20 protein-coding genes and 1 pseudogene are annotated in these 24257 nt (G+C 65.8%); 6 read left to right on the top strand and 15 right to left on the bottom strand.

Annotated features, from left to right (window positions below):
• Positions 1-9: 9 nt before the first annotated feature.
• Positions 10-933: a LysR family transcriptional regulator gene (locus WIN67_RS12085; protein ID WP_110652950.1), complete on the bottom strand. Its 924-nt coding sequence runs from the start codon at positions 931-933 to the stop codon at positions 10-12.
• A gap of 128 nt (positions 934-1061) precedes the next feature.
• Between WIN67_RS12085 and WIN67_RS12090 the strand changes: the two genes are divergently transcribed.
• Both WIN67_RS12090 and WIN67_RS12095 read left to right on the top strand, forming a co-directional pair.
• Positions 1062-2498 (top strand): MFS transporter, encoded by a 1437-nt coding sequence (locus WIN67_RS12090; RefSeq protein WP_339071336.1) that lies wholly within the window; start codon positions 1062-1064, stop codon positions 2496-2498.
• A gap of 36 nt (positions 2499-2534) precedes the next feature.
• The gene (locus tag WIN67_RS12095; RefSeq protein ID WP_339071337.1) at positions 2535-4259 is read left to right on the top strand and encodes an alkaline phosphatase D family protein; all 1725 of its coding nucleotides are present in this window, start codon (positions 2535-2537) and stop codon (positions 4257-4259) included.
• A 7-nt stretch (positions 4260-4266) separates the two neighbouring features.
• Here WIN67_RS12095 and lysA read toward each other — a convergent pair whose 3' ends face one another.
• Positions 4267-5499 (bottom strand): diaminopimelate decarboxylase, encoded by a 1233-nt coding sequence (gene lysA / locus WIN67_RS12100; RefSeq protein ID WP_110595913.1) that lies wholly within the window; start codon positions 5497-5499, stop codon positions 4267-4269.
• A 129-nt stretch (positions 5500-5628) separates the two neighbouring features.
• Between lysA and WIN67_RS12105 the strand changes: the two genes are divergently transcribed.
• Complete coding sequence (locus tag WIN67_RS12105) at positions 5629-6543, top strand: LysR family transcriptional regulator (protein ID WP_110652953.1); 915 nt, start codon at positions 5629-5631, stop codon at positions 6541-6543.
• 128 nt (positions 6544-6671) lie between these two features.
• Here WIN67_RS12105 and WIN67_RS12110 read toward each other — a convergent pair whose 3' ends face one another.
• The 3 genes from WIN67_RS12110 to WIN67_RS12120 are packed head-to-tail and all read right to left on the bottom strand — an operon-like array spanning position 6672 to position 9256.
• Positions 6672-7850, bottom strand: coding sequence for an acetyl-CoA C-acetyltransferase (locus WIN67_RS12110; RefSeq protein WP_110652954.1), 1179 nt, complete (start codon positions 7848-7850; stop codon positions 6672-6674).
• A gap of 11 nt (positions 7851-7861) precedes the next feature.
• A complete protein-coding gene (locus tag WIN67_RS12115) occupies positions 7862-8521 on the bottom strand; it encodes a CoA transferase subunit B (RefSeq protein ID WP_011060620.1) in 660 nt (219 codons plus the stop codon).
• A 36-nt stretch (positions 8522-8557) separates the two neighbouring features.
• Positions 8558-9256, bottom strand: coding sequence for a CoA transferase subunit A (locus WIN67_RS12120; protein WP_011060621.1), 699 nt, complete (start codon positions 9254-9256; stop codon positions 8558-8560).
• A 179-nt stretch (positions 9257-9435) separates the two neighbouring features.
• Here WIN67_RS12120 and WIN67_RS12125 point away from each other — a divergent pair, with 179 nt between their 5' ends.
• Positions 9436-10338, top strand: a complete 903-nt coding sequence (locus WIN67_RS12125) for a LysR family transcriptional regulator (protein WP_102879983.1) — start codon at positions 9436-9438, stop codon at positions 10336-10338.
• 3 nt (positions 10339-10341) lie between these two features.
• Here WIN67_RS12125 and WIN67_RS12130 read toward each other — a convergent pair whose 3' ends face one another.
• The 8 genes and pseudogenes from WIN67_RS12130 to WIN67_RS12160 all read right to left on the bottom strand — a co-directional run bounded on the left by WIN67_RS12130 (position 10342) and on the right by WIN67_RS12160 (position 20057).
• Positions 10342-11184, bottom strand: coding sequence for an NAD-dependent protein deacetylase (locus tag WIN67_RS12130; RefSeq protein WP_110595910.1), 843 nt, complete (start codon positions 11182-11184; stop codon positions 10342-10344).
• A 111-nt stretch (positions 11185-11295) separates the two neighbouring features.
• Positions 11296-12159, bottom strand: a complete 864-nt coding sequence (locus tag WIN67_RS31110) for a methyl-accepting chemotaxis protein (RefSeq protein WP_422394725.1) — start codon at positions 12157-12159, stop codon at positions 11296-11298.
• Positions 12151-12927 (bottom strand): annotated as a pseudogene (locus WIN67_RS31115) (CHASE3 domain-containing protein); the annotation flags it as partial. The gene WIN67_RS31110 and the pseudogene WIN67_RS31115, both read right to left, overlap by 9 nt.
• 213 nt (positions 12928-13140) lie before the next feature.
• Positions 13141-15366, bottom strand: coding sequence for an LTA synthase family protein (locus WIN67_RS12140; RefSeq protein WP_339071340.1), 2226 nt, complete (start codon positions 15364-15366; stop codon positions 13141-13143).
• Positions 15367-15649: 283 nt separating this feature from the next.
• Positions 15650-16351: a VIT1/CCC1 transporter family protein gene (locus tag WIN67_RS12145; protein WP_306408868.1), complete on the bottom strand. Its 702-nt coding sequence runs from the start codon at positions 16349-16351 to the stop codon at positions 15650-15652.
• Between the two features lie 55 nt (positions 16352-16406).
• Positions 16407-17381, bottom strand: a complete 975-nt coding sequence (locus tag WIN67_RS12150) for an FAD:protein FMN transferase (protein ID WP_339071704.1) — start codon at positions 17379-17381, stop codon at positions 16407-16409.
• Entirely contained in the window at positions 17371-19560 is a 2190-nt protein-coding gene (locus WIN67_RS12155) for a PepSY domain-containing protein (protein WP_339071341.1), read from the bottom strand. The genes WIN67_RS12150 and WIN67_RS12155 overlap by 11 nt, the downstream gene beginning before the upstream one ends.
• A gap of 26 nt (positions 19561-19586) precedes the next feature.
• Positions 19587-20057 (bottom strand): DUF2271 domain-containing protein, encoded by a 471-nt coding sequence (locus WIN67_RS12160; protein ID WP_339071342.1) that lies wholly within the window; start codon positions 20055-20057, stop codon positions 19587-19589.
• A 235-nt stretch (positions 20058-20292) separates the two neighbouring features.
• On the opposite strand from WIN67_RS12160, the gene WIN67_RS12165 reads away from it, so the two are divergent.
• Positions 20293-20952, top strand: coding sequence for a response regulator transcription factor (locus WIN67_RS12165; RefSeq protein ID WP_339071343.1), 660 nt, complete (start codon positions 20293-20295; stop codon positions 20950-20952).
• The gene (locus tag WIN67_RS12170) at positions 20949-22292 is read left to right on the top strand and encodes an ATP-binding protein (protein ID WP_339071344.1); all 1344 of its coding nucleotides are present in this window, start codon (positions 20949-20951) and stop codon (positions 22290-22292) included. Before WIN67_RS12165 ends, WIN67_RS12170 begins: the two co-directional genes overlap by 4 nt.
• Before the next feature lie 161 nt (positions 22293-22453).
• Here the strand turns inward: WIN67_RS12170 and WIN67_RS12175 are convergent, their stop codons facing one another.
• Entirely contained in the window at positions 22454-22894 is a 441-nt protein-coding gene (locus WIN67_RS12175; RefSeq protein ID WP_102864196.1) for a CBS domain-containing protein, read from the bottom strand.
• A 169-nt stretch (positions 22895-23063) separates the two neighbouring features.
• Positions 23064-24233: an N-methyl-L-tryptophan oxidase gene (gene solA / locus WIN67_RS12180; RefSeq protein ID WP_339071345.1), complete on the bottom strand. Its 1170-nt coding sequence runs from the start codon at positions 24231-24233 to the stop codon at positions 23064-23066.
• Between the last annotated feature and the right edge of the window lie 24 nt (positions 24234-24257).

Here is a 24257-nt window from a genome sequence, read left to right on the forward strand (position 1 = left end):
CAAGGGGCATCAGCGGTGGTGGCCGCCGGGTAGGGTATCTGTGGTGTCGCTACAGAGTTCGTGGACGCATTGGCGCAACCAGCGATGGGCCGGGTCGGCCTCCATGCGCGGGTGCCAGAGCAGGGAAATGGTCAGCTCCGGCAGCGGTACCGGCAGGCGGAAACTGTGCAGGCCTTCTCGCAGGTTGCTGGTGTGGCGTTCGGGCACCAAGGCGATCAGGTCCGAACCCCGGGCCAGGGCCAGGGCCGCGGAAAAACCGCTGACCAGGGTGACGATCTGTCGCTGCCGGCCCAGGGCCTGCAGCGTATCGTCCATGCGGCTATGGTCGTGCCCCTGGTGGGACACCAGGATGTGCTGGCCGGCCAGGTAGTGGTCGAGACTCACCGGGCCGCGGCTCAAGGGGTGGTCGCTGCGCACCACGCCGATAAAGCGATCGCGAAACAGCGCCCGGGTGCGCAACTCGGGGCTGGTGTCGGCATCGATCACTGCGGTTTCCAGATCGACGCTGGCCTCGCGCAGGGGCTTGCTGTCGCGGTCCAGCTTGGGCACGAAATGCACCCGTACCCCGGGCGCTTCGGCCCGCAGGCGGTTGACCAGGGCCGGGCCGAAGTTCTCGACGAAACCGTCGCGGCTGCGCAGGGTGAAGGTGCGCACCAGTTGCCTGAGGTCGATCTGCTCGGCCGGGCGCAGGGCGGCCTGAGCTTGCTCCACCAGCGGTCCGACTTGCTGGCGCAGCTCCAGTGCCCGGGGCGTGGGCACCAGGCCGCGTCCGGCGCGGACCAGCAACGGGTCACCGGTGGCCTGGCGCAGGCGGGACAGGGCCCGGCTCATGGCCGATGGGCTCAGGTTCAGGCGCAGGGCGGCCCGGGCCACACTGCCTTCGCTCAGCAGTACGTCCAGGGTCAGCAGCAGATTCAGATCGGGAGTCGACATGGGCGGAATCTAGCACGCCCAGAGCTGACATGGCGTTGCATGCATCAATTAACTGCAAAGCCTGCGTCTTCCGCCAGGTCTGGCGCGGACATAGGCTGGCGGGCAAATGCCTTGATGGAGTCTGCGCAATGTCCACCCTTGAGTCGAACCGTCCCGCGCTTCAACCCCGTGCACGCTGGGCCCTGGCCAGCCTGTCGCTGGCGACGCTGATGCCGTCCCTGGACACCAGCATTGCCAACGCCGCGCTGCCGAGCCTGGCCCGGAGCCTGGAGGCATCCTTCCAGCAGGTGCAGTGGATTGTCCTGGCCTACCTGCTGGTGATCACCACCTTGATTGCCAGCGCCGGGCGCCTGGGAGACCTGCTGGGCCGGCGCCGGGTGCTGCTGGGCGGGATCGCCCTGTTCACCCTGGCTTCGCTGCTCTGTGGTCTGGCGCCAAGCCTTGGTTGGCTGCTGGCGGCCCGGGCCCTGCAAGGCCTGGGGGCGGCCCTGATGCTGGCCCTGAGCATGGCCCTGGTGGGCGATGCGCTACCCAAAGCTCACACGGGAACGGCCATGGGCGTGCTGGGCAGCCTGTCGGCCCTGGGCACCACTCTCGGTCCGTCCCTGGGCAGCCTGTTGCTGGCCGGCGTCGGCTGGCGCTGGATTTTCCTGGTCAATGTGCCGTTGGGACTACTGGCTTGGCTGCTGGCCTGGCGTTGCCTGCCACAGGACCCCAAAGCCACCTCAGCCAGCGCTTTCGATCTGCCCGGGATGCTGCTCCTGGCCCTGAGCCTGGGTGCCTATGCCCTGGCCCTGACCCTGGGGGACAACCCGCTGGCGCTGTTGAACCTGGGGCTGTTGTCGGTAGCGGTGGGTGGGGGCGTGCTGTTGGTGTGGGTAGAGCGACGGGTAGCCGCGCCGCTGTTTCAGCCCGCCTTGCTGCGCCGGCCGCAACTGCGCCGCAGCCTGCTACTGAGCCTGCTGGTGTCCACGGTGATCATGACCACTCTGGTGATCGGGCCTTTCTATCTGTCCCAGGGGCTGGGGCTGGCGACTGTCTGGGTGGGCCTGTGCCTGTCCCTGGGGCCGCTGGTGGCGACCCTGAGCGGGGTACCCGCCGGCCGCCTGGTGGATAGGCTCGGCGCCCGGCTCTTGTGCCGGCTCGGGCTGCTGGGCATGTTCTTCGGTCTGTGCCTGCTGGCGCTGTTGCCCGTGAGCCTGGGGCTGGCGGGGTACCTGCTGCCCATTGCCCTGGTGACTGCCAGCTATGCGCTGTTCCAGGCGGCCAACAACAGCCTGGTGATGCTCGACGTGGCAGCGCAGCAACGGGGGCTGACGGCGGGCCTGTTGAGCTTGTCACGCAACCTTGGCCTGATCAGCGGCGCGGCCGCCATGGGGGCGTTGTTTGCCGTGATGTCGCGGCCGGGCGAGGGCGGTCCTGCCGATGTCGCGGCGGTGGCCCGTGGCATGCACTGGACCTTTGCGGTCGCTGCCGTTCTGATGCTGCTGGCGCTGATTGTCGCCTGTTTCGACCGGTTGTCCGAGGCGCCTGATCGGGCTTGTCGGTTGCCGCGCCCGAACTAAGCTTGGCCTGCACACCTCACCAAGGAGCAGGTCACCGTGAGTACACTTCGCACCCCTTCTTTAGGCCCGATTGTCGGGCACACCACCGATACGTCCTGCCGTTTATGGATCGCCGCCTCCGATGCCCTGGACGAGAAGGGCGTGGCGGAGGATATCCGCACCATCGGCGTGATTGGCGTGGTGGGCAGCAATGGTCGGGTCGCGGCGGACAACATCTTCTATTTTCGCTTGCGACGCGAGTACCACCGTACCGGCACTTTCAATCTCGGTGTCGACACCAGCCTGTGGAGCAACCAGGCTGCGCGCAAGCAGCTCAAGCCCTTTGTGCTGACGCCTGACACCCGGTATCGGGTGCGCATGGCGTCGCTCAACGTCGATGACGCGGGCAGCAACGATGATGATGTGTCCAGCGAGTCGGTGGTGCAGCGCCTGCCCGAGCCTGGCGCCTGGGCCAATGATCTGAACCGCACCGGGGCCGACAAGATGTACGTCGAAGCCGAGTTCACAACCCACGCCAGTGCCGGCGCCAAACCCGCGCCCCTGAGCTTTCTGCTGGGGTCTTGCCGCTACCCGGGGCTGCTGTGGAAACGCAAGAATTCCGACACCATCTTCGGGCCGATGCTGGCCGACCATGGGGATGCGCAACTGGTGCTGATGGTGGGTGACCAGATTTATGCCGACCTGTTCAACCGCCTGGTGCCGGTGGGGCTGGCGGATACTTTCGAGGAATTCGAGGAGCGCTACCACAGCGCTTTCGGCTCGCCGAACATCCGCCAATTGCTGGCCCACCTGCCCACCTACATGATCCTCGACGACCACGAGATCGAGGACAATTGGACCCAGGATCGGATTCGCAAGGACCGTGACAAGCGCCTGCTGTTCAACCTCGCCATGGGCGCCTACATGAGTTACCAGTGGAGCCATGGACCCCGCTTTGCCGACAGCTATGTCCATGGCCGGGCCATGACCGGTGACGACAAGTACCTGCAGCAGTTGCAGACTAACCAGCTGTTCTACGACTTCTCCTGTGGCGACTACCCGTTCTTCGTGCTCGACACCCGTACCCAGCGCTTTCTCGATGATGTGCCCGATGCCCTGGAGGACAACCATCTGCTGGGCCGTCCTTCACTGCACCCCAGCGAACCGGGTCAGCTCGACCGGCTGTGTGCCTGGTTGCGGCACATGCAGGAGGATCGGGGCAACATCCCCAAGTTCGTGGTCACTTCCAGCGTCTTTGTGCCCAACGGCGTGGATACCGTGGGCACAGACTCTGATGCCGTGCGCCACAAGAACGACAGTGACTCCTGGTCGGCTTTCCCCTCCACGCGGCGCGCCGTGCTGGAAACCATGATCGAGCACCAGGTGCAGAACGTGGTGTTCCTGTCCGGAGACATTCACTGCTCGAACATTTCCCGGTTGGCGTTCAGTGCCGCGGGTCAGGCCCTGAAGTCCTACGCCGTCACCTCGTCGGCCTTCTACTGGCCTTTTCCCTTTGCCGACGGTGACCCGGCTGGTTACGTGCACGACTCAACGGCGCCGCAGACGCCCGATAGCTTTGCGCTTCTCGACGGTACGCACACCATGGATTACCACACCTGGGCCTTTACCCAGGCCGATAACTTCGCCCGTCTCGACTTGCATCCCGGCAGCGCCGAGTTGGTGGTGCAGTTCTACGGCGCCGACGGTGCGCCGCTGTTGACCCGTAAGCAGGACGACAGCGTGAACAACCAGGAGGAACGGCTCCGGCTGGAGCCCTGGTAACGGCGCCTTACAACCCCAGTTCCAGCGCCAGCAAGTCCGCCAGGGGCTGGCGCCGGCGGATCAGCTGTGGCTGGCCGTTGGCGAACAGCACTTCCGGCAGCAGCGGCCGGCTGTTGTAGTTGGAGGACATGCTGGCGCCATAGGCGCCGGTGTCGTGCAGCACCAGCAAGTCGCCGACCTGGGCCTGGGGTAGCAGGCGCGGGGTCAGGCATTCGTCGTCCTGGGTGAAAATGTCGCCGGATTCGCACAGCGGGCCGCCGACCACGGTCAGCTGTTGCGGGCGCTGCACCGGCTGGCCGCTGGCGTCCAGCAGGCTCATGCCGTGGTAGGCACCGTACATGGCCGGGCGCATCAGGTCGTTGAAGCCGGTGTCCACCAGCACGAAGTGGTGCTGGCCGGCGGTCTTCACCACCCGTACTTCGCTGACCAGGCAACCGGCCTCGGCCACCAGGAAACGCCCGGGCTCGATTTCCATGCGCACGCCGTGGCCCAGGTAGGCCTCGATCTCCCGGCGCGCAACGCTCCAGGCGTTGGCGTAGCGCTGCACGTCCACCGCGGTGTCGCCGTCGCGGTAAGGGGTGGACAGGCCGCCACCAATGGAGAACGCCTCGATGTCGTGGTCCAGGGATTTCACCGCCGCCACCATGGCCGCGCCCACTTGCTCCAGGTGGTCGTAGTCGACCCCGGAACCGATGTGCATGTGCAGGCCCACCAGGTGCAGGCCGTACTGGCGGATCACCGCCAGGGCTTCGCCGACCTGATCGTGCCAGATGCCGTGTTTGCTGTTCTCGCCGCCGGTGTTGGTCTTGCGGCTGTGGCCGTGGCCGAAGCCCGGGTTGATCCGCAGCCAGACCCGGTGCCCCGGGGACTGCTCCCCGAGTTGACGGAGCATGTCGATGGAGCCGGCGTTGACCTCCACTTGCAGTTCCACCACGCGCTTGAGGGTGGCCTCGTCGAACAGGTCGCAAGTGAAGACGATGCCGGCATCCACCGGGCTGAAACCGGCCAGCAGGGCACGCTCGATCTCCCCCAGGGATACGGCGTCGACCCGTACCCCGGCCTCGCGGATCAGGCGCAGCAGGTGCAGGTTGGACGAGGCTTTCTGGGCGTAGCGCACCACGTCGAAGGCCTGCAGCTGGGCAATGCGCGCCTGGATGGTGGCGGCGTCATAGCACCACAGTGGAGTGCCATATTGGCGGGCAGCGGCGACGAGTTGAGCAGGAGAGAAGGGAATGGCCATGGCGATTGCTGTCTGTGGTCAGTGAGAGTGGTTGCAGCATGCCGATTTCCGGTCATTCAATAAAATATCTATTCTTTGTAGCCTGATTCAGATCTGATATGGGTTGAGCGATCAAGCGAGCCTCTGTTCATGGACATCTCCCTGCGGCACATCGAAGTATTCCGCGCCATCATGCAGGCCGGCAGCGTCACCGGCGCCGCGCGCCTGCTGTTCACCTCGCAGCCCACGGTGAGCCGCGAACTGGCGCGGCTGGAGGCGCTTTCCGGTCTGCGCCTGTTCGACCGCGAAGGCGGGCGCCTGCTGCCCACGGCCCAGGCCCTGCTGTTGCTTGAAGAGGTCGAGCGGGCCTATGTGGGGCTGGAGCGAATCAACAGCGTGGCCCAGTCGATCCGCCGTTTCGAGCACGGTCAGTTGAGCCTGAGCTGCCTGCCACTGTTCTCCCAGACCCTGCTGCCGCGGGTGTGCCAGCGCTTTTTGCAAGCGCATCCGGGAATCGGCCTGAGCATCACTGCCCAGGAATCGCCGCTGCTGGAAGAGTCCCTCAGCGCCCAGCGCCATGACCTGGGCCTCACCGAAAGCGAGCACCTGCCACGAGGTACTCAAGGGGAACTGCTGTTCTGCGCCGATATGGTCTGCATCCTCCCGGACGATCATCCGCTGTTGGCCAGGCCACGGCTGACTTCGGAGGATTTTCGCGGGCAGAACTTCATCAATCTTTCGGGCCTGGATATCTACCGGCAAACCCTGGACGAGCATTTTCGCCAGGCCGGGGTCGATCGCCGGGTGGTGGTGGAAACCACCAACGCCGCCTCGGTGTGCGCCATGGTGCGCCAGAAACTGGGGGTGGCGATCATCAATCCCTTGAGCGCCATGGAGGAAGTGGGGCGTGGCTTGGCGATCCGTCCGTTGCAGCTGTCGGTGCCGTATCGGGTGATGCTGATCCGCCCGGACTACCGGCCGTCATCGAGTTTTGTCGAGGGCTTTTGCCAGTCGTTGCGAGAGGAAGCGCGGCGCCTGGAGGGGCAGCTACGAAACATCCTATGAAAACCGACACCCTCGGTACAGGGGCCCGCTTGCTGGCAAAGGCGATCTCTCGAACGCCTGCGCTGGCAAGCCAGCTCACAACGGGATGTTTCTGAGGGACAGGCCCGCGCAGGTCGCGGGCCGGATGGTTAGCGCTCGATGGCCAATGCCACGCCCTGACCGCCGCCGATGCACAGGGTCGCCAGGCCTTTCTTGGCGTCGCGCTTGAGCATTTCATGCAGCAGGGTCACCAGCACCCGGCAGCCCGACGCGCCGATCGGGTGGCCGATGGCAATGGCGCCACCGTTGACGTTGACCTTGCTCGCATCCCACGCCAGCTCCTTGGCCACCGACAGGGATTGCGCGGCGAAGGCTTCGTTGGCTTCGATCAGGTCCAACTGGTCCAGGGTCCAGCCGGCCTTGTCCAGGCAGCGGCGGGTGGCGGAAACCGGGCCGATGCCCATGATCGCCGGATCGACCCCGGCGTTGGCGTAAGCGGCGATTCTGGCCAGCACCGGCAGGCCCAGGGCCCGGGCCTTGCTGGCGCTCATCAGCATCACTGCGGCGGCGCCGTCGTTCAGCGCCGAGGCGTTGCCGGCGGTGACGCTGCCGTCTTTCTTGAACGCCGGCTTGAGCTTGGCCAGGGCTTCGGCGGTGGTGCCGGGGCGCGGTTGTTCGTCGGTGGCGAAGGTCAGCGGTTCGCCCTTGCGCTGGGGAATCTGGATCGGGGTGATCTCGTCGACAAAGCGCCCGGCCTCGATGGCCGCTGCGGCTTTCTGTTGGGAGGCGGCGGCGAAGGCGTCCTGGGCTTCGCGGCTGATGCCGTATTTTTCCACCAGGTTCTCGGCGGTGATGCCCATGTGGTAGTCGTTGAAGGCGTCCCACAGGCCGTCGCTGATCATGCTGTCGATCATCTGGCTGTGGCCCATGCGCAGGCCGGTGCGGGCGCCGGGCAGCACGTAGTTGGACAGGCTCATGTTTTCCTGGCCGCCGGCGATGATTACTTCGGCATCGCCGCAGCGGATGGCCTGGGCGCCCAGGTGCAGGGCTTTAAGACCAGAGCCGCAGACCTTGTTCAGGGTCATGGCGGGCACGGCGTGGGGCAGGCCGGCCTTGATCGCGGCCTGGCGGGCGGGGTTCTGCCCGGCGCCGGCGGTGAGCACCTGGCCCATGATCACTTCGTCCACCTGGGCCGGGTCGATGCCGGTCTGGGCCAGCAGTTGGCGAATCACCGCGGCGCCCAGGTCGACGGCGGGAATGCCCGCCAGGGAGCCCTGGAAACTGCCCACGGCGGTACGAGTAGCGGCAACGATAACGACGTCTTGCATGTTGGGGCTCCTTAAGCGAACTGCATTTCAGGCACGTGGTCCGGCACGATCAGCTTGCCGGCGGTCTTGCTGACGATTTCCTCGACGCTGACCCCGGGGGCGCGCTCCTTGAGGATGAAGGCGCCGTTCTCGATCTCCAGGTAAGCCAGATCGGTGAGCACGCGCTTGATGCACTGGGCGCCGGTCAGCGGCAGGCTGCAACGGCTGAGCAACTTGGATTCGCCGTCTTTCGAGGCGTGGGTCATGGTGACGATGATGTTCTCGGCACCGGCCACCAGGTCCATGGCGCCGCCCATGCCCTTGACCAGCTTGCCGGGGATCATCCACGAGGCGATGTTGCCTTGCACGTCGACTTCGAAGGCGCCGAGCACGGTGAGGTCGATATGGCCGCCGCGGATCATCGCGAAGGATTCGGCGGAGGAGAAGATCGAGGCGCCGATGCGTGCGGTGACCGTCTGCTTGCCGGCGTTGATCATGTCGGCGTCGACTTCGTCTTCAGTAGGAAAGGCGCCCATGCCCAGCAGGCCGTTTTCCGACTGCAGCATGACTTCCATGCCGTCGGGGATGTAGTTGGCCACCAGGGTCGGAATGCCGATGCCGAGGTTGACGTAGAAGCCGTCCTGCAGTTCGCGGGCGACGCGCTGAGCCATTTGTTCGCGGGTAAGAGCCATGTTTGTTGTCCTTTTAGTCGGGCTGGGGAAGGGCGATCACTTGCGCACGGTGCGCTGTTCGATGCGCTTCTCGAAGGTGCCGCAGATGACCCGGTCGACGTAGATGCCGGGGGTGTGGATCTGCGTCGGGTCCAGCTCGCCCGGCTCGACGATTTCTTCCACTTCGACCACGGTGATCTTGCCGGCGGTGGCCGCCAGGGGGTTGAAGTTCTGCGCGGTGTGGCGATAGACCACGTTGCCGAAATGGTCGGCCTTCCAGCCCTTGACGATGGCGAAGTCACCGGTGATGGACTCTTCCATCAGGTAGGTGCGGCCCTTGAACTCGCGGGTTTCCTTGCCGTCGGCCACCGGGGTGCCGACGCCGGTAGCGGTGAAAAAGGCCGGAATGCCGGCGCCGCCAGCGCGCATTTTTTCCGCCAGGGTGCCTTGGGGAGTCAGCACCACTTCGATTTCGCCGCTGAGCAGCTGTTTCTCGAACAGGGCGTTTTCACCGACGTAGGAGGCGATCACCTTGCTGATCTGGCGGTCCTCCAGGAGTACGCCCAGGCCGAAACCGTCGACCCCGCAGTTGTTCGACACCACGGTCAGATCGCGGGTGCCGCGGCGCTTGATCTCGGCGATCAGGTTTTCGGGGATACCGCACAGACCGAAGCCGCCGGCGATCACGGTCATGCCATCTTGCAGACCTTCCAGGGCTTCCTCGTAGGACGCCACGCGCTTATCGAAACCTGCCATTTGCACCATCCTCTTTCTTGTTCGTTGGCGGCTGGCCAGCCGTTTGCGGATCAGTGTTGCGCTGCACGATTGATTTGTTAAGTTGATTTTTAAGGTTGATTGATTTGAAAAGCAGCATAATCAGCTCCAAGCTTGCGGCCTGGAGTTTATAGCTGGCGGCTGCCTCCTGAGGATGACAGATGACGGTTAAACAGATTCGGGCCTTTCTGGCGGTGGCCCACAGTTTGAGCTTTGCCCTGGCCTGCGAGCGCCTGCACCTGTCGCAGTCGGCCTTGAGCCTGACCATCAAGGCCTTGGAAGAAGGCTTGGGCGGACGGTTGTTTACCCGCAATACACGCAATGTGGCGCTGACCCCTGAAGGCGAGGCTCTGCTGCCTCTGGCCCGGCGCCTGATCGCCGATTGGGACAACGCCGAGGACGAACTGCGCCAGCGTTTCACCCTGCAGCGCGGGCGGGTGACGGTGGCGGCCATGCCGTCCTTTGCCGGCAATCTGCTGCCGCCGATCCTCAAGCGCTTTCGCGCCCGCTACCCCCAGGTCAACGTCACGGTCAATGACGTGGTCAACGAGCAGGTGCTGGAGATGGTCCGCGACCGCGAGGTGGAACTGGGGGTGGCGTTCGAGCCTCAGGACAGCACTTCCTTGCTCTTCACCCCGCTGTACATCGACCGTTTCGTGGCCGTGGTGCCCAAGGATTCGCCCCTGGCGCAGCGTAGCCGCATCGACTGGCAGACGCTGCTGCAGGAGCCCTTTATCACCCTGCAGCGGCCGTCCACGGTGCGGGTGATGCTGGAGGACCATCTGCGGGCCCGGGGCGTGCAGTTGCCGGTGGAATTTGAAAGCCATCAGTTGGCGACCGTGGGGCGCATGGTCGCCAGCGGCCTGGGCGTCAGTGCGGTGCCGGCGCTGTGTGCCCAGCACATGCGCGAGCTGGGCGGGCATTGCCTGACCCTGGATGATCCGGTGGTGGAGCGGGCCATCGGCGTCTTGACCAAGCCGGGGGAGGAGTTGTCCACCGCGGCCCAGGCGCTGTTCGACATCCTGCGCGAGGAAAACCTCGACCAGCGCGTGGCCATGCTTTGAGGCTTAGCGCAGCAGGCGTTCGGCCAACAGCGGCAGTAACCGGTCGCAGGGCTCGCCGAGCTTGAGGTCCAGCAACTCGTCGGCGCGGGTCTTGCCGAAGTTGATGGCCAGCAGCGGCTTGCCCTGCTCAGCCACGGCGCGACACAAGCGAAACGCCGAATACGCCATCAGCGATGAACCCACCACCAGCAGGCCGGCGGCCTCGTGTACGGCACTCAAGGCCCGGGCGGCGGTGTTCTGGGCCACGTTCTCGCCGAAGAACACCACGTCGGGCTTCAAGCGGTCGCCGTCGCAATAGGGGCAGCGGGGGACCTGGAAGCGTTCCTCGAAGGCCGGGTCCAGCAGGGTGTCGCCATCCGGCGCCTGCACCGCGTCGACGCCGGCCAGGTAGGGATTGAGCGCCTGCAACTGCTGCTGGATGGCATCACGCTGACTGCGCTGGCCGCAATCCAGGCACAGCACTCGGTGCAGGCTGCCGTGCAGTTCGATGACGTCCAGGCTGCCGGCCTGATCGTGCAGGGCGTCGACATTCTGGGTGATCACCCCGGCAATCCGGCCTGCGGCCTGCAATTGCGCCAACGCCTGGTGCGCGGCATTGGGCCGGGCCTGGCGCATGCGCGGCCAGCCGAGCATGGCTCGGGCCCAGTAGCGACGACGGGCGTTGGCCTGTCCAAGGAACTCCTGATACATCATCGGCTGCTTGCCGCGGCGCACGCCTTCGCTGTCGCGGTAGTCGGGGATGCCTGACGGGGTGCTGATGCCGGCCCCGGTCAGGACCATGAACGGCTGGCCGTGCATGGCGGCGGCGACTTGTTCGAACGGCGCAGCGGTGGGTCGATCGATCATGGGCTGCTCTCCTTTGCAGAGGGGACGGTGATCAGAAATAAACGCAAAACCCCGGGGATGCCAGGGTTTTGCGTCGATGACTGGGCGGTCGCCCTGGCCAGGGCGCTGCACCTACAGGCGGAACACGCTCACCTGCTGCTCCAGGTTCTGCGCCAGTTGCTGCAGGGAGCGGGCAGTCTCGGTGGTTTCCTCCACGGCCTGGCTGTTCTGCTGGGACATCTGCGCGATGCGTTCGACATTGCGCGCCACATCCTGACTGGCGGCGGTCTGCTCCCGCAGGGCCAGGGAGATCTGGTCCACCACCCGCACCACATTGCCGGACGAGGTGCGGATATTGACGATGGCCTCACCGGCCTGCTGGGCCAGTTCGACGCCGTTTTTCACCTGATTGACCCCCACGTCCATGCTGCTCACCGCCTCTCGGGTGCCCAGCTGGATCTTGCCGACCATTTCGGTGATTTCCTGGGTCGAGTTGGCCGTGCGCTGGGCCAGCAGGCGCACCTCATCGGCCACCACGGCGAAGCCGCGACCCTGTTCCCCGGCCCGGGCGGCTTCGATGGCCGCGTTCAGGGCCAGCAGGTTGGTCTGTTCGGCAATGCCTTTGATCACGCTGACAATGCTGGAGATCTGCTCGGCGTGCTGACCCAGTTCACCAATCTGGGTGGCCGAAGCCTGCACGGTCTCGGCGATCAGGCGCATGCTGCCCAGGGTGTCCTGGATCACGCTGCCGCCTTCCTCGGACTGGCGCCCGGACTCGCTGGACAGGGCGTGGGCATCCCCGGCGTTGTCCGCCACATGGTTGATGCTCACGGTCAGCTCTTCCACCGTGGCCGCCATGGAGGAGGCCGAGTGGGACTGCTCCTGGGTCGAGGCCGAGAGCTGCAACGAGGCGCTGGAAATGCTCTGGGAGGCGCTGACCAACTGGTCGGCCCCCTGCTTGATCTGACTGATCATGGTCCGCAGGCGCTCCTGCATGGCGGCGAAGGCCTGCAGCAGGTTGCTCACCTCATCACGGCCGGTGGCGCTGATGCTGCTGTCCAGGCGGCCGGCGGCGATGGCCTTGGCCACGTCCACGGCCTGGCGGATACGGCCCACCAGATTGCTGGACAGCGACCAGGCCACCAGCATGGCCAGCACCGCCGCCAGCAAGCCGCCGCCGATCAGGATCGCCAGGGCCGAGGCCTTGGCGTTGTCCATGGCCTGGCTGCGGGCGTCCTGCAGGCTTTTTTCCGCGTCGCGCAACTCACTGGTGAGCTGGCGCATGGCGTCCATCTTGGCCTTGTCGCGGCCGGCACTGATTTGTGCCGCCATGGCTTCGGCAGGCTGGCTTCCGGCGTTGATCGCCCGGCGCAGGTCCAGGTTGCCCTGGACGTCGTCGCGCAGCCACTGGTCGTGCAGGGCCTTGAGTCGCTCCAGGCGTGCCTGCTGCTCGGGGTTGTCGGAGGTGCTGCTTTTGATCCGGGCGTAATAGTCGGCAAAGGCTTTTTCGCCTTGCTCCAGAGGTTCGAGGAAGCTGTCGCGACCGGTGAGGGCATAACCGCGCATGCCGGTCTCGACATTGATCAGGCTGCGCAGCAGGGCGTCGGACTGGCTCAGGACCTCGTAACTGTGGATGTTGCTTTTGACACTGCTGCTGACCTGATCGAAACCGCGCAGGGCCGCTAGTACCAGCAGCAGGAGGATCAGCAGGACGACGCCGAAACCGGCATAGAGCTTTTGTGAAATGCTCAGATTGGAAAACATAGGAAGGACCGCTCCTAAACCGTTGACTGAATGCTTCACAGGGCTGTGTCTCGACGAGGCAGCGTGATAGCTCAATGATGTTCAAATGACATCAACGGTCCGACTTTTCCTGTACAAAAAAAGTTTCATGTACAGGAAAATATTTTTTGCGGGGCGTGTAGAGGGGCGCATCGAGCGTCGCCCGAAAGGGCGATGCTCGATGTCCGGCAGGGTTCAGCTGGAATGGGCGCTGCTGTCTTCTTCGGGGTCGACGTTCTCAGGTTGCCCCGGCAACTCGGTGATCACGCTGAAGTCGCTGACTTCCACCGCGCCCAGGCCGTAGCCCAGAAGGTGGAAGGAGAACGCCTTGCGGGTTTCCGGGTTGTCGAAGCTGAAGTCCATCTGCAGCGGCTGGTCGGGGGTTACCAGCATTTCTTCCGGCAGGCCCAGGGGGACGTCCTGTTCCAGTTCCTTGCCCTTGAGCAGGATGTAGGCGTTTTGCTGCGGGTCGGCGGAGCGCACGGTGAAGCGCACCCGGGTCTGGGAACCCTTGGGCATTTCCAGGTACTGGGCGCCGATCAGGTTGTCGGCCCAGTCATCCTTGATCTGTGCTTGCAGCGGGATGATCGCCGGGCTGCCGAACTGATAGTGCTGGTTCAGGGGTGATTGCAGCAGGCTGCGATCCAGATGCGTGGCTCTGGCACTGATCTGCCGGGCCCGCAGGCCGCCGTACTGACCCTGCAGACTGGCGCTGTCGGCGATGAAACCGGGGCTTGAGTAGTAGCGGCAGCGCTGCTGGAAATCACATTCGGTGAAGGTGCCCTGGCCGTCGTGGTAGCGCAGCTTGCCGTTGGTGTAGGACATGATTTCCCGGCCCTGGGCGTAGTCGCGGAACAACGAGCGGCCGCTGAGGCTGGCGGGCACCGGCAGGCCGAAGTAGTCCAGCACCGAGGCGCTGAGGTCGACGTGGCCGTAGGTCCCGGACTTGATATGGGGCAGCAGGTCCTGGTCCGGGGCCAGCATCAGGTTGAAGCCCCAGGACGAGGCCAGACGCACGCCGTCGATGCCGTGGGACTCGTCGGAGGTGATGATCACCAGGGTGTCCTTGAGCACGCCCTTGCGTTCCAGCTCCGTGAGGAACTGGTCGATGGCGTCGTCCAGGTAGCCGACGGCCGCCTGCTTGGGCGTTTCGTAGCGCTCCAGGTAATCCTCTGGCGCGGAGTAGGGCTGGTGGGTGCCGACGGTCAGCAGGGTGAGCATCCAGGGCTGCTTTTTCTTCTTCAACTGATCCACGTAGCTCAGGGCGCCTTCGAAGAAGGCCTTGTCGTCCTTGCCCCAGGGGAATTCCAGGTAGTTGTCGTTCTTGAACCACTCCAGGCCATGGGTCGCGTCAAAGCCGATGTGCGGCATGATCTTGTCTTTGGCCATGAAGCGCAGGCCGGCGCCCTGCAGGTAGTGGGTGTTGAAGCCGAACTTGTGCATCTGCGCCGGCAGGCAGGCCTGGTTGCGCTGGTTCTGGGTGAGCATCTCGACGCCCTTGGGGGTGCCGTTGTCGAGCTTGTCGTAGTCGCCGCAGAGCATGGCGTACAGGCCGCGAATGGTTTGGTGGCTGTGCAGCACGTAGTCCGGGGTGTTCATGCCACGCTCGGCCCAGGCGCTGAGCTTGGGCATCAGGTCTTCCTGATAGTGGCTGTTCAGGGCCTCGCGGTTGGTGCGGATATAGGCCCCGGGAATGCCTTCCAGGGTAATCAGCAGCACGTTACGCGCGCGGCCGGCGCTGGGCAGCAGCGGCTGGCCTTCAAGGTCGAGACGGGTCAGGCCGGCCATGGGCGGCGGCACATCGGCGACATCGCCTTGCAGCCAGTCTTCCAATTGCATCTGCGCCTGGCCGGTGGCGGTGGCCAGGGCCTGGTGGGGCAGGTTGAACAGCTGCCACTGATCGGCTTCGCTGGGTTTGAGGTATTGGGTGGCGCCGTGGGTTAGGAGCAAGCCCAGCGGCAGAATCCAGAGCGTGCGTGGCAGTGTCGGGGTTTTCACCGCGCGACTGCTGCGCTGGACCACCAGCCACAGCATCAGCCCCAGCAGCAGGGTCAGCCCCAGCTCAGGGTGGGTCAGGCCGCCACCGGTGGAGTTGCCGACAAATTGCGGGTCCACCAGGTAATGCAGGTCGGCGAGGTTGGGCATGCGGCCCACGGCGCTCACCAGCTCGGCGCTGACCAGGGTCAGCAGTGCCCACACCAGCAGCACCGGCAGCGCCAGCCACCAGCGGCGGCGGTACAAGAGCAGGGTCAGCAGGCTGGCGCTGGCCAGGTCGGACAGGTAACCCAGCGGATTGGACCAGCCCAGGGCCAGGCGCGCGCCCATTGGCACCAGCAACAGCAGGCCGAACAAGGTGCACAGGGGAGCAAGAGGGTGTTGGAGGCAACGACGGATCAACTTCACAAATAACCTGCCTGTCATTAAATCTTCACGCAAATGTGCGCGAGTTTAACAAGAGCTTCAGGTAAGACGTTTCTTATTCATGGGGGGAATTCAGTTTTGGCCGAGTTGAGAATTGGCCCGGATGCTCTTCAGATTGAGCTGAAGGCCAGTACTCAGGCGTCTGACGGCTGTTGTGGACGGGGCTGTCAGTGGCGGGATTTACTATTTCAGGGTGTTAAAAAGGCACCGTCTACGGATCAGCTCAGAAGCGCAGGTGACCGTATGGACGATGCAAGGCTTGCGGACCTGTTCGCCAGCGGGGTCAGACCGCGGTGCCGAAGGCGCTGCCCACGGCGGCGGTAAGGCCCATGGCCAGGGCGCCCCAGAGGGTCACGCGCCAGGCACCCGGGAGTACTTTGGCGCCACCGGCACGGGCTGCCAGGCCACCCAGGCCGCCGAGGAACACCAGGGACATGCCGGCAATCCACGGCACCACGCTGTGCGTCGGGGCAATGAAGGTCACCGCCAGGGGCAGGGCCGCGCCCACCACAAAGCTCGCCGCCGAGGCCAGGGCCGCCTGCAGCGGATTGGCCGCCAGGGCCTCGCTGATGCCCAGTTCGTCGCGGGCGTGAGCCCCCAGGGCGTCGTGGGCCATCAGTTGCTCCGCCACTTGCCGTGCCAGTTCCGGGTTCACGCCGCGGCTCTGGTAGATACGGGCCAGTTCGTTGAGCTCGGCCGGGTGGTCGCTGGCCAGTTCGAGCCGCTCCCGGGCCAGGTCGGCCTGTTCGGTGTCCGCCTGGGAGTGCACGGATACGTATTCTCCGGCGGCCATGGACATGGCCCCCGCCACCAGCCCGGCCATGCCGGTCACCAGCAGTGTGCCGTGGCTGGCGTTGGCCGCGGCCACGCCGATCAGCAGGCTGGCGGTGGAGACAATCCCATCGTTGGCCCCCAGGACGGCGGCGCGCAACCAACCGATGCGGTCGTTGCGGTGCAGTTCGCGGTGTCGGTGCATGAATTTCATCGGCGATGGACTCAGGTTGATGGCATTGCAGACACGGAAGCTGCGGATACGGGTTTCAGCGGACCTCGATCTCGGCCTGCAGCTGTCCACCCACAATAGACACTTCCCGCCACTGCGCACCGTCGCGGATCACGAACAAGGCATCCATACCGCGTTCCTGGGCCAGCCGTGGCCCTTCGACTTCGCCCAGCACCAGCAGCGCGGTGGCCCAGGCGTCGGCCAGCATGCAACTGCTGGCCATCACGCTGACCGAGGCCAGACGATTGCGCAGGGGTTCGCCCGTCGTCGGGTCAAGGGTATGGGCGTAGGCCTGTCCGGCGATGTCCACCCACCGGCGGTAGTCGCCGGAGGTGGCAATGGCCGCATCTTCCAGTTCCATCACCCCCATCACTTGGCGTTCGCCGCGCAGGGGTTTTTCCACGGCCACGCTCCAGGGCTGGCCCCCGGGCTTGCGGCCCCGGGCGCGCATTTCGCCGTCGATCCCTACCAGGTAGTCGCGGATGCCCGAGGCTTCCAGGGCCCGGGCCAGTTCGTCGACGCCAAAACCCTTGGCGATGCCGTTGAGGTCCAGGCGCAGTTTGCCGCGCTTGCGCAGGCGGTGGCGCCTGGGCTCCAGCACCAGGGCGCTGGTGGCCGGGCTGCGGCGCTGCCGGCCCAGCTCGCGCAAGGCCGGCAGGTCCAGGGTCCGTGGCGTGGGGCCAAAGCCCCAGCTCTGGACCAGATCCCCCACGGCAATCTCGAAGGCGCCGCGCGATTGCTCGCTGACCCGCAGCGCGGTGGTGATGACGCTCATCAGCTCCCGGGGCACGCTGATCCAGCGATGCCGGGGCGCGGCGTTGAGGCGGTTGAGATCGGACTGGGGGTTCCAACCCGACATCTGCTGCTCGACCCGCGCCACGGCCTGGGCCAGACGCTCGCCGAGGTCCAGGGTGGCGAAGCCCGGGACGGCGTAGAACAGCGCGCTGTAGCGGCTGCCCATGGTCGGGCCGTTCAGGCTGTAGCGTTGCAGTGCGACGGTTTCAGTAGACATCTTCACGGTAACGTCCTTGGGCCTTGAGGGTCAGTACGCTGAGATTGAGCGGGGCCAGCACTTCGTCCAGGGCCAGCATCACGCCCTTGGCCATGTCCCGACTGCCGCAGACCAGCACCTGGGCGCCTTTTTCCACCAGCCTGCGCAGTGCCAGGGCATCGGCCAGCAGCCGGTCCTGCACGTAACCGCGCTCCTGGACCTGGGAGAAGGCCGCGCGCAGGGCGGTCAGGCGCCGGTCGGCCAGGTAGCCCTTGAGCTCCGGCTCGTAGAGAAAGTCCGAGGCTGGGTGACGCCCGCCCCAGTACAGGTGCATGGGCTGCCGGGAGCGGTTGCCGCGGATGAACCCCGCCAATGGGCCGATGCCGGTGCCGGCACCGATCAGGATCACCGGCTGCGTGCCTTGGGCGGGACGAAACTGCGGGTTGGGCTGGATGAACCCCGCGATCCGCGCGCCCGTTTGCAGTTCATGGAGAAAGCCCGAGCACAGGCCACCCGGGTGCTTGCGCACGCAGATCTCCAGCACCCCATCGGCGCGGCTGCTGGCCAGGGAATAGAAGCGGGGCTGGGTCGTGCCGGGGGGCAGGATGCCCACCAGATCGCCGGCTTGGAACTCGGGCAACTGTTGCCCGCTGCCGTCGGCCGCCTTGAAGCGCAGGATCCGCGTCGGTGCCTGGACCTGATCGCCATAGGCCACCGATTCCACCAGTTGCCACTCATGGCAGGGCAGGGCGAGGGCCTGATGCTGCAGGTCCAGGGGCAAGCCCAAGGCCTGTCCCAGGGCCTGGCCCCAGCGGCGGAATTCCTGGGGCGACTGGCGATGTATGTTTTCCTGGGGCAGCAGGCACTGCGCACCGCTGGCGCTCAAGGCCTTGTGTACCTGTTCGGCAAAGCCGCAGAAACGCGGGAACTGCCGGTCGCCAAAGCCCAGCACGGCGTACTTCAGATCAGGCACCAGGGGCTGTTGTTGCAGGCGCGCGAGGAAGTCGCTGGCCGAGGCCGGGGCATCGCCGTCGCCGTGGGTGGCGGTGAGGATCAGCAACTGGCGGGCCTTGGGGTAGTCGCTGCGCAGCTGGTTCATCGGCGCGCTGTGGACCTTGCGTCCTGCCGCCACCAAGGCCTGCTGCAGGGTTCGGGCAAAGCCCCAGGTGCTGTTGCTCTCGCTGCCCACCAGGATCACGCAGTCGGCGTCGCTGGTTGTGCTGTTGTCATCGATCGCGGCGCTGTCGCGACGCCGGCGCCACCACAGCCATAGACCGGTGAGGCTCATCAGCGGTACCCCCAGGGCGCACACGCCCAGCAGCAGGCCCAGCCACCACAGGCCTTCCCCGGTGTGCAGTTGATAGATGAGCCCGGAGAGCTGCTGCATTCCGCTTTCGGGCTGGAAGGCCAGCAGGGCACCGCTGGCCGGATCGACATAACCTTGGCCGCTGCGGGTGTGCAGGCTGAACAGATCCTGGGGGCTGTCAGGGTCGGGGTAGACCAGCTCGCGCAGGTCGTTGAGGTTCACCGCCTGCAACGCCGCGAGGCTGGCCACCGGCAAGGCCGGGCCGGCGCTGATCGGGGGCGGCTGGGGCGGCTGGCCCTGGCCGTCGTCGGCGATCAGGCCCAAGGTGCCGGCCGACAGGTACAGCCCGCTCAGGGCCGAGAGCAGCAGGCCAAGGATCGTCAGGCGTCCCACCTCGGCGTGCCAGCGCTGGCTGAAACTGCCGCGCAAGGGACGCAGCAGCTTGCCCCAGCCACCGGCGCGGCGGGCCAGCAGCACAGCGCCGGACGCCGACAGCAACAGCATTGCCAGGGCCCCCAGCGCCGCCACGATATGCCCCGGGGTGTCGAGAAACAGTGAACGGTGCAGTTCCTTGACCCAGCGGTCAAAGGCCGAGGGCGTGTAGGGCGCCAGCACCGCGCCGGTCTGTGGGTCGACGCGGCTGGCCAGGGTCTGGCCATGCTCGCGGTGGTAGACGATCAGCGTGCCCGAGGGCGTGCGGCGAAGCTGCTCGACCTCGCTCAATTGGCCGGCCACGCGCCCGGCCAGCTGCGCCACGTTGATGTCGGCCGCGGCGGCGGGTGCCTGCAGGCGTTCCAGGGCCGGGTTCAGCGCCAGGGTCGCGCCGCTGAGGGCCAGCAGCATCAACAGCAGGGCGGCCAGCAGTCCGGGGATTGAGTGCAACGAGCGCAACATGGTCGGGCCTCCTCGGGGTGCAGGGCTTACAGGTCGTAGCTCAGGGACTGCACATAGGTGCTGCCGCTGGCGGGCTGGCCCGCGCCCTTGAGTGTCAGGGGCAGGACCACGTCGGCACGGACGTCGCGCTGGTCTTCCACGGCGCTGTCGATGCGGATCTGATACCCGGCGTCGATCAGGCTGTCCGCCAGTTCGGTGCTGACGGTCAGGGTCTCGCCGCTGCCCACGCTGGCGCCGGTGACGCCGTCGTACTGGCCGGCGGCCGCGCCGCCGCCCCGGGCCCAGTCCGGCAGGTGCTTGTAGTACTTGGCCTTCTTGCCGGCGACCCACAGGGTCTTCTTGTAGGTGCCGTTGGCGTCGGTGAGGTAGATCGCCAGGTAGGCACCGTTGCCGCTGTAGGGCTTGAGTTGGGTGGTCAGGGTCACTTCACGGGCCTGGGCCAGTGTCGGCAGGACCAGGGCCGCGGTGAGGCAACCGGCGATCACGAGCTTGTTCATGAGGTTGTCCTTTTTGCTGAATGTGCTCGCAGCCTGGGCCGTTTAGCTGACAGCAACCTGAAGGCCTGGAAAAAACTTCAGGCCCCGGCGCTGTCGCGTACCTGGGCTTTTGCTGATCTGCCTCGCATCGCGCGGGCGCGACACTGGCTACCCTGAGCAGGCCCGCTGCTTCTTCAGATTCGCGTCAGGTTCAGCGGTTAAGGTGCAGCACCACACAGGTCAAGGGAGAACGTCGATGCGGGTGTTATTGGTCGAGGATGCGGCAGGGCTGGGGGACGCGGTGCGTGAGCAGATTGCCGACGATGGCCACGCCGTGGACTGGGTGCAGCGCCTGGAGCAGGCCCGGGCCAGTGTCGCCAGCACGCCCTATGACCTGATCCTGCTGGACCTGATGCTGCCCGACGGGCGCGGCCTGGAGTTTCTGCGTCAGCGCCGCAGCGCCGGGGACGTGACCCCGGTGATCATCCTCACCGCCCAGGACCAGATTTCCGAGCGCATCGCCGGGCTCAACGCCGGCGCCGACGATTATCTGGTCAAGCCCTTCGACCTGTTCGAACTGTCGGCGCGGGTCGCCGCGGTGGCCCGGCGCTACAGCGGCAACCCAAATCCGCAGATCCGCCTCGGCGAGCTGCAGGTGGACCTGAGTGCCCGCACCGTGCAGCGCGGCGGCACCATCATCGACCTGACCGCTCGCGAATGGGCGGTGTTCGAAGCCTTTGTCCAGCGCCCCAGCGCCTTGCTCTCCAAGTCGCAGTTGGAGGAGCGGCTGTATGCCTTTGGCGCGGAAATCGAGAGCAACACCATTGAGGTCTACGTCAGCCGCCTGCGCAAGAAGCTCGGCCGCGAACTGATTGAAACCGTGCGCGGCATGGGCTACCGGCTGATGCCCGCATGAAGCGTCCCATCAGCCTGCAAAAACGCCTGAGCCTGGGCCTGACCCTGGGCATGACCCTGCTCTGGCTGGGGGCTACCGCCGGCACCTGGCTGGTGGTCCAGCACGAGTTGGACGAAACCTTCGACAGCGCCCTGGAAGCCACTGCCCAGCGCATCCTGCCCTTGGCGGCGTTGGAAATCGGCAACCGTCGCGGGCCGCGTCGGGCGCGGCACGTGGCGACCCTGAAGATGGACAGCGAGTACCTGACCTACCTGGTACGCGACGCCGACGGGCGAATCCTCATGCGTTCCCACGACGCCAAACTGAAAATCTTCAGCCACCGACCGAGCCCCGGCTTCAGCACCACGGACAAATACCGCCTGTACAGCGCCAGCATTGAGAACGACTCGATCGTCATCGAAATCGCCGAGCCCCTGGCCCACCGCCGCGAAGCCTCGCGGGAGGCGTTGCTGGCCCTGTTGCTGCCCTTGCTCGGGCTGATTCCTATCAGCCTGCTGGGCACCTGGGTGTTCGTGCGCATCAGCCTGCGCAGCGTGCTGGCATACCGGCGGGCGGTGGAATCCCGGGGTGTGGGCGACTTGTCACCGATCAAGGTGGCGCGCCTGCCGGCGGAAATCGATCCCCTGGCCGAGGCGGTCAATCATCTGCTTGAGCGCCTGCGCAAAGCCCTGGAAGCGGAGCGCAGCTTCACCGCCAACAGCGCCCATGAACTGCGCACGCCCCTGGCGGCGACCCTGGCGCAGATCCAGCGCCTGCGCCAGGAAGCCCCAGAGGGCCCCTTGCAGGTGCGGGCGGCGAAGATCGAGAACGCCCTGCGGGAGCTGGCCAGGCTCTCGGAAAAGCTCATGCAACTGGCCAAGGCCGAGGGCGGCGGGCTGCTCTCGCAAACCCCCGAGGACTTGATTCCGTTGCTGGCCCATGGCGTCGAGGAGTGGAATCGCGGCGGTGCCCCGCGCATCCAACTGCAACTGCCGGAAGCGGCCCAGGTGTGCGCCGCCATCGACCCGGACGCCTTTGGCATCCTGCTGCGCAACCTGATCGAGAACGCCTTGAAGTACGGCGATCCGGCACAGCCGGTGGACGTCAGCCTCAGCGCCGACGGTTGCTTGCGGGTGATCAATGGCGGGCCGCTGGTGCCGGCGGACGTGCTGCAACGCCTGACCGAACGTTTTGTGCGGGGCAACAGCGAAACCAGCGGGTCCGGGCTGGGGCTGGCGATTGCCCAGAGCATCGTCCACGGCGTCGGCGGCCAGTTGCACCTGGCCTCACCGGCCAGCGGCCGCGGCGAGGGTTTTGAAGTTCGCGTGCACTTTCCCCTAGAGGGGCCGACCCAACCGTAGGCGCTGGCTTGCCAACGAAGGCGCCGGTTGGAGCGGGGCAAGTCTTGCGGGCCTGTTCGCCGGCAAGCCGGCTCCTACGCAATGGGCTGCCGCTGAGCGGGCGTCTGTAGGAGCTGGCTTGCCAGCGAAGGCGTCGGCTGGGGCGATGCCGGCGTGTGGGCTCATTCGCCGCGAATGTATTGCTCCAGCTGGCGGATCAGGTCGGCCTGTTCGGCAATCGCTTCCTTGACCAGGTCACCAATGGACAGCAAGCCCAGCAGTTGGCCGTTCTCCACCACCGGCAGGTGGCGCAGGTGGCTATCGGTCATGATGCTCATGCAGGTTTCCACGCTCTGGTGGGAGTCCACGGTGATCACCGGCGAGCTCATGATGGCGCTGACCGGGGTGCCCACCGAGGAGCGCCCGTGGAGCACCAGTTTGCGCGCATAGTCGCGCTCGCTGATGACCCCGACCACTTGACCGTTCTCCATCACCGGCAAGGCGCCGACGTTTTTTTCGGCCATCAGCATCAGCGCTTCCAGGACCATCTGGTGCGGGGCGATGGTGTGCACTTGCTGGTTGTGCTTGGCCTTGAGTTTCAGCAGTTCTGCGACGCTCTTCATGGGGCGCTCCGGTGGTTCTACGTGGGGCGGCGATGCGCCGCCCTGAGGGTTTGTTAAAGAATCGTAGAGACTGGGCCCGTCGGCAAGGCTGAAAACGGCAGATAAACGGCGAAAAACGTCAGCCCGGGGATTTTTTTTCATCAGCGCCCGGATAAAGGGGTCGTTGCCTTCAGAGGAAGCGCTGCAGAGAGAAACTGCCCAGGTCGATCTCGCTGTGTCCGTCCACGTGCCACTGGGCCAAGGCTTCGCCAATCGCCGCCGAATGCTTGAAACCATGACCGGAGCAGGCACTGACCACGGTGACGTGGTCCAGGTGCGGGTGACGGTCGATGATAAAGCCCGAATCCGGAGTCACGGTGTAGGCGCAGACGCTGGCCTTCACCAGCTCCGGCGCGAGCCCGGCGATATGCGGCGCCACCAGCTCGCGGAACAGGCGCTGGGCGTCGGCGAGGCTGGGCTGGCGGTCGAGGCTGTCCGGCTGGCTGCTGACGCTGTATTGCTCGGTGGCGATCTTCACGCTGCCTTCGCCGGGAATCGGCGGGAAACCGTAGCAGGCGTCGACATCGCCGGCGCTGTGGAGGATGAAGCTCGGCGAGCGAGCCGGGTAGTGCTGGGGCTCATCGAGACGGAACCAGTACAGCTGCTGGCGACAGACCTGCAGCAGTGTGTCGAAGGGCGCTCCGAGCAACTGCGCCGACCACATGCCGGCGCTGACGATGACTTGCCGGGCCTTGATCGGCGAGCCGGTGCTGATGATCTCCACGCCCTCGGCGCCGGGCTTGAGTTCCTGCACGGTCTGGCCGGTGATCAGGGTCGCGCCCAGTTGCCGGGCCCGGGTCAGTTGCGCGTCGATGCAGCGTTCCGGGCGGACAAAACCACCGCCGGGTTCGAAGTAGCCCCGGGCGCTGTCGGCCAGCGGGGCGAACTGCGGGAAGCGCTGACGAATGTCGGCAGCGTCGAGCACTTCATGCTCGATACCGTAGCGCCGGGCCAGCTCGATGCTGTTGTCGGTGAAGTCCCGGGCATCCGCCGGGCGTTGCGGATCGGTGCTGGCGGTCATCACCAGAACTCCGCATTGCTCGAACAACGGCACATCCAGTTCGGCTTCCAGCTCGCGCCAGATCTGCTGCGAGCGGATCGCCAGGGGCACATAGGCCGCGCCTTCGCCCACCGCCTGGCGGGTGATGCGGGTGTCGCCATGGCTGGAGCCCTGGTCGTGAGGCGGGGCGAAGCGGTCGATGCCCGCCACCTTGACCCCGCGCTTGGCCAGTTGATAGAGGGTGGCGGCGCCCATGGCGCCCAGGCCTACGACGACAACATCAAATTCGGGTGTCTGCACGGCAAGATCCTTGGGGGTGAAGGC

This window comes from Pseudomonas idahonensis, assembly GCF_037903935.1.
Lineage (GTDB): Bacteria > Pseudomonadota > Gammaproteobacteria > Pseudomonadales > Pseudomonadaceae > Aquipseudomonas > Aquipseudomonas danubii.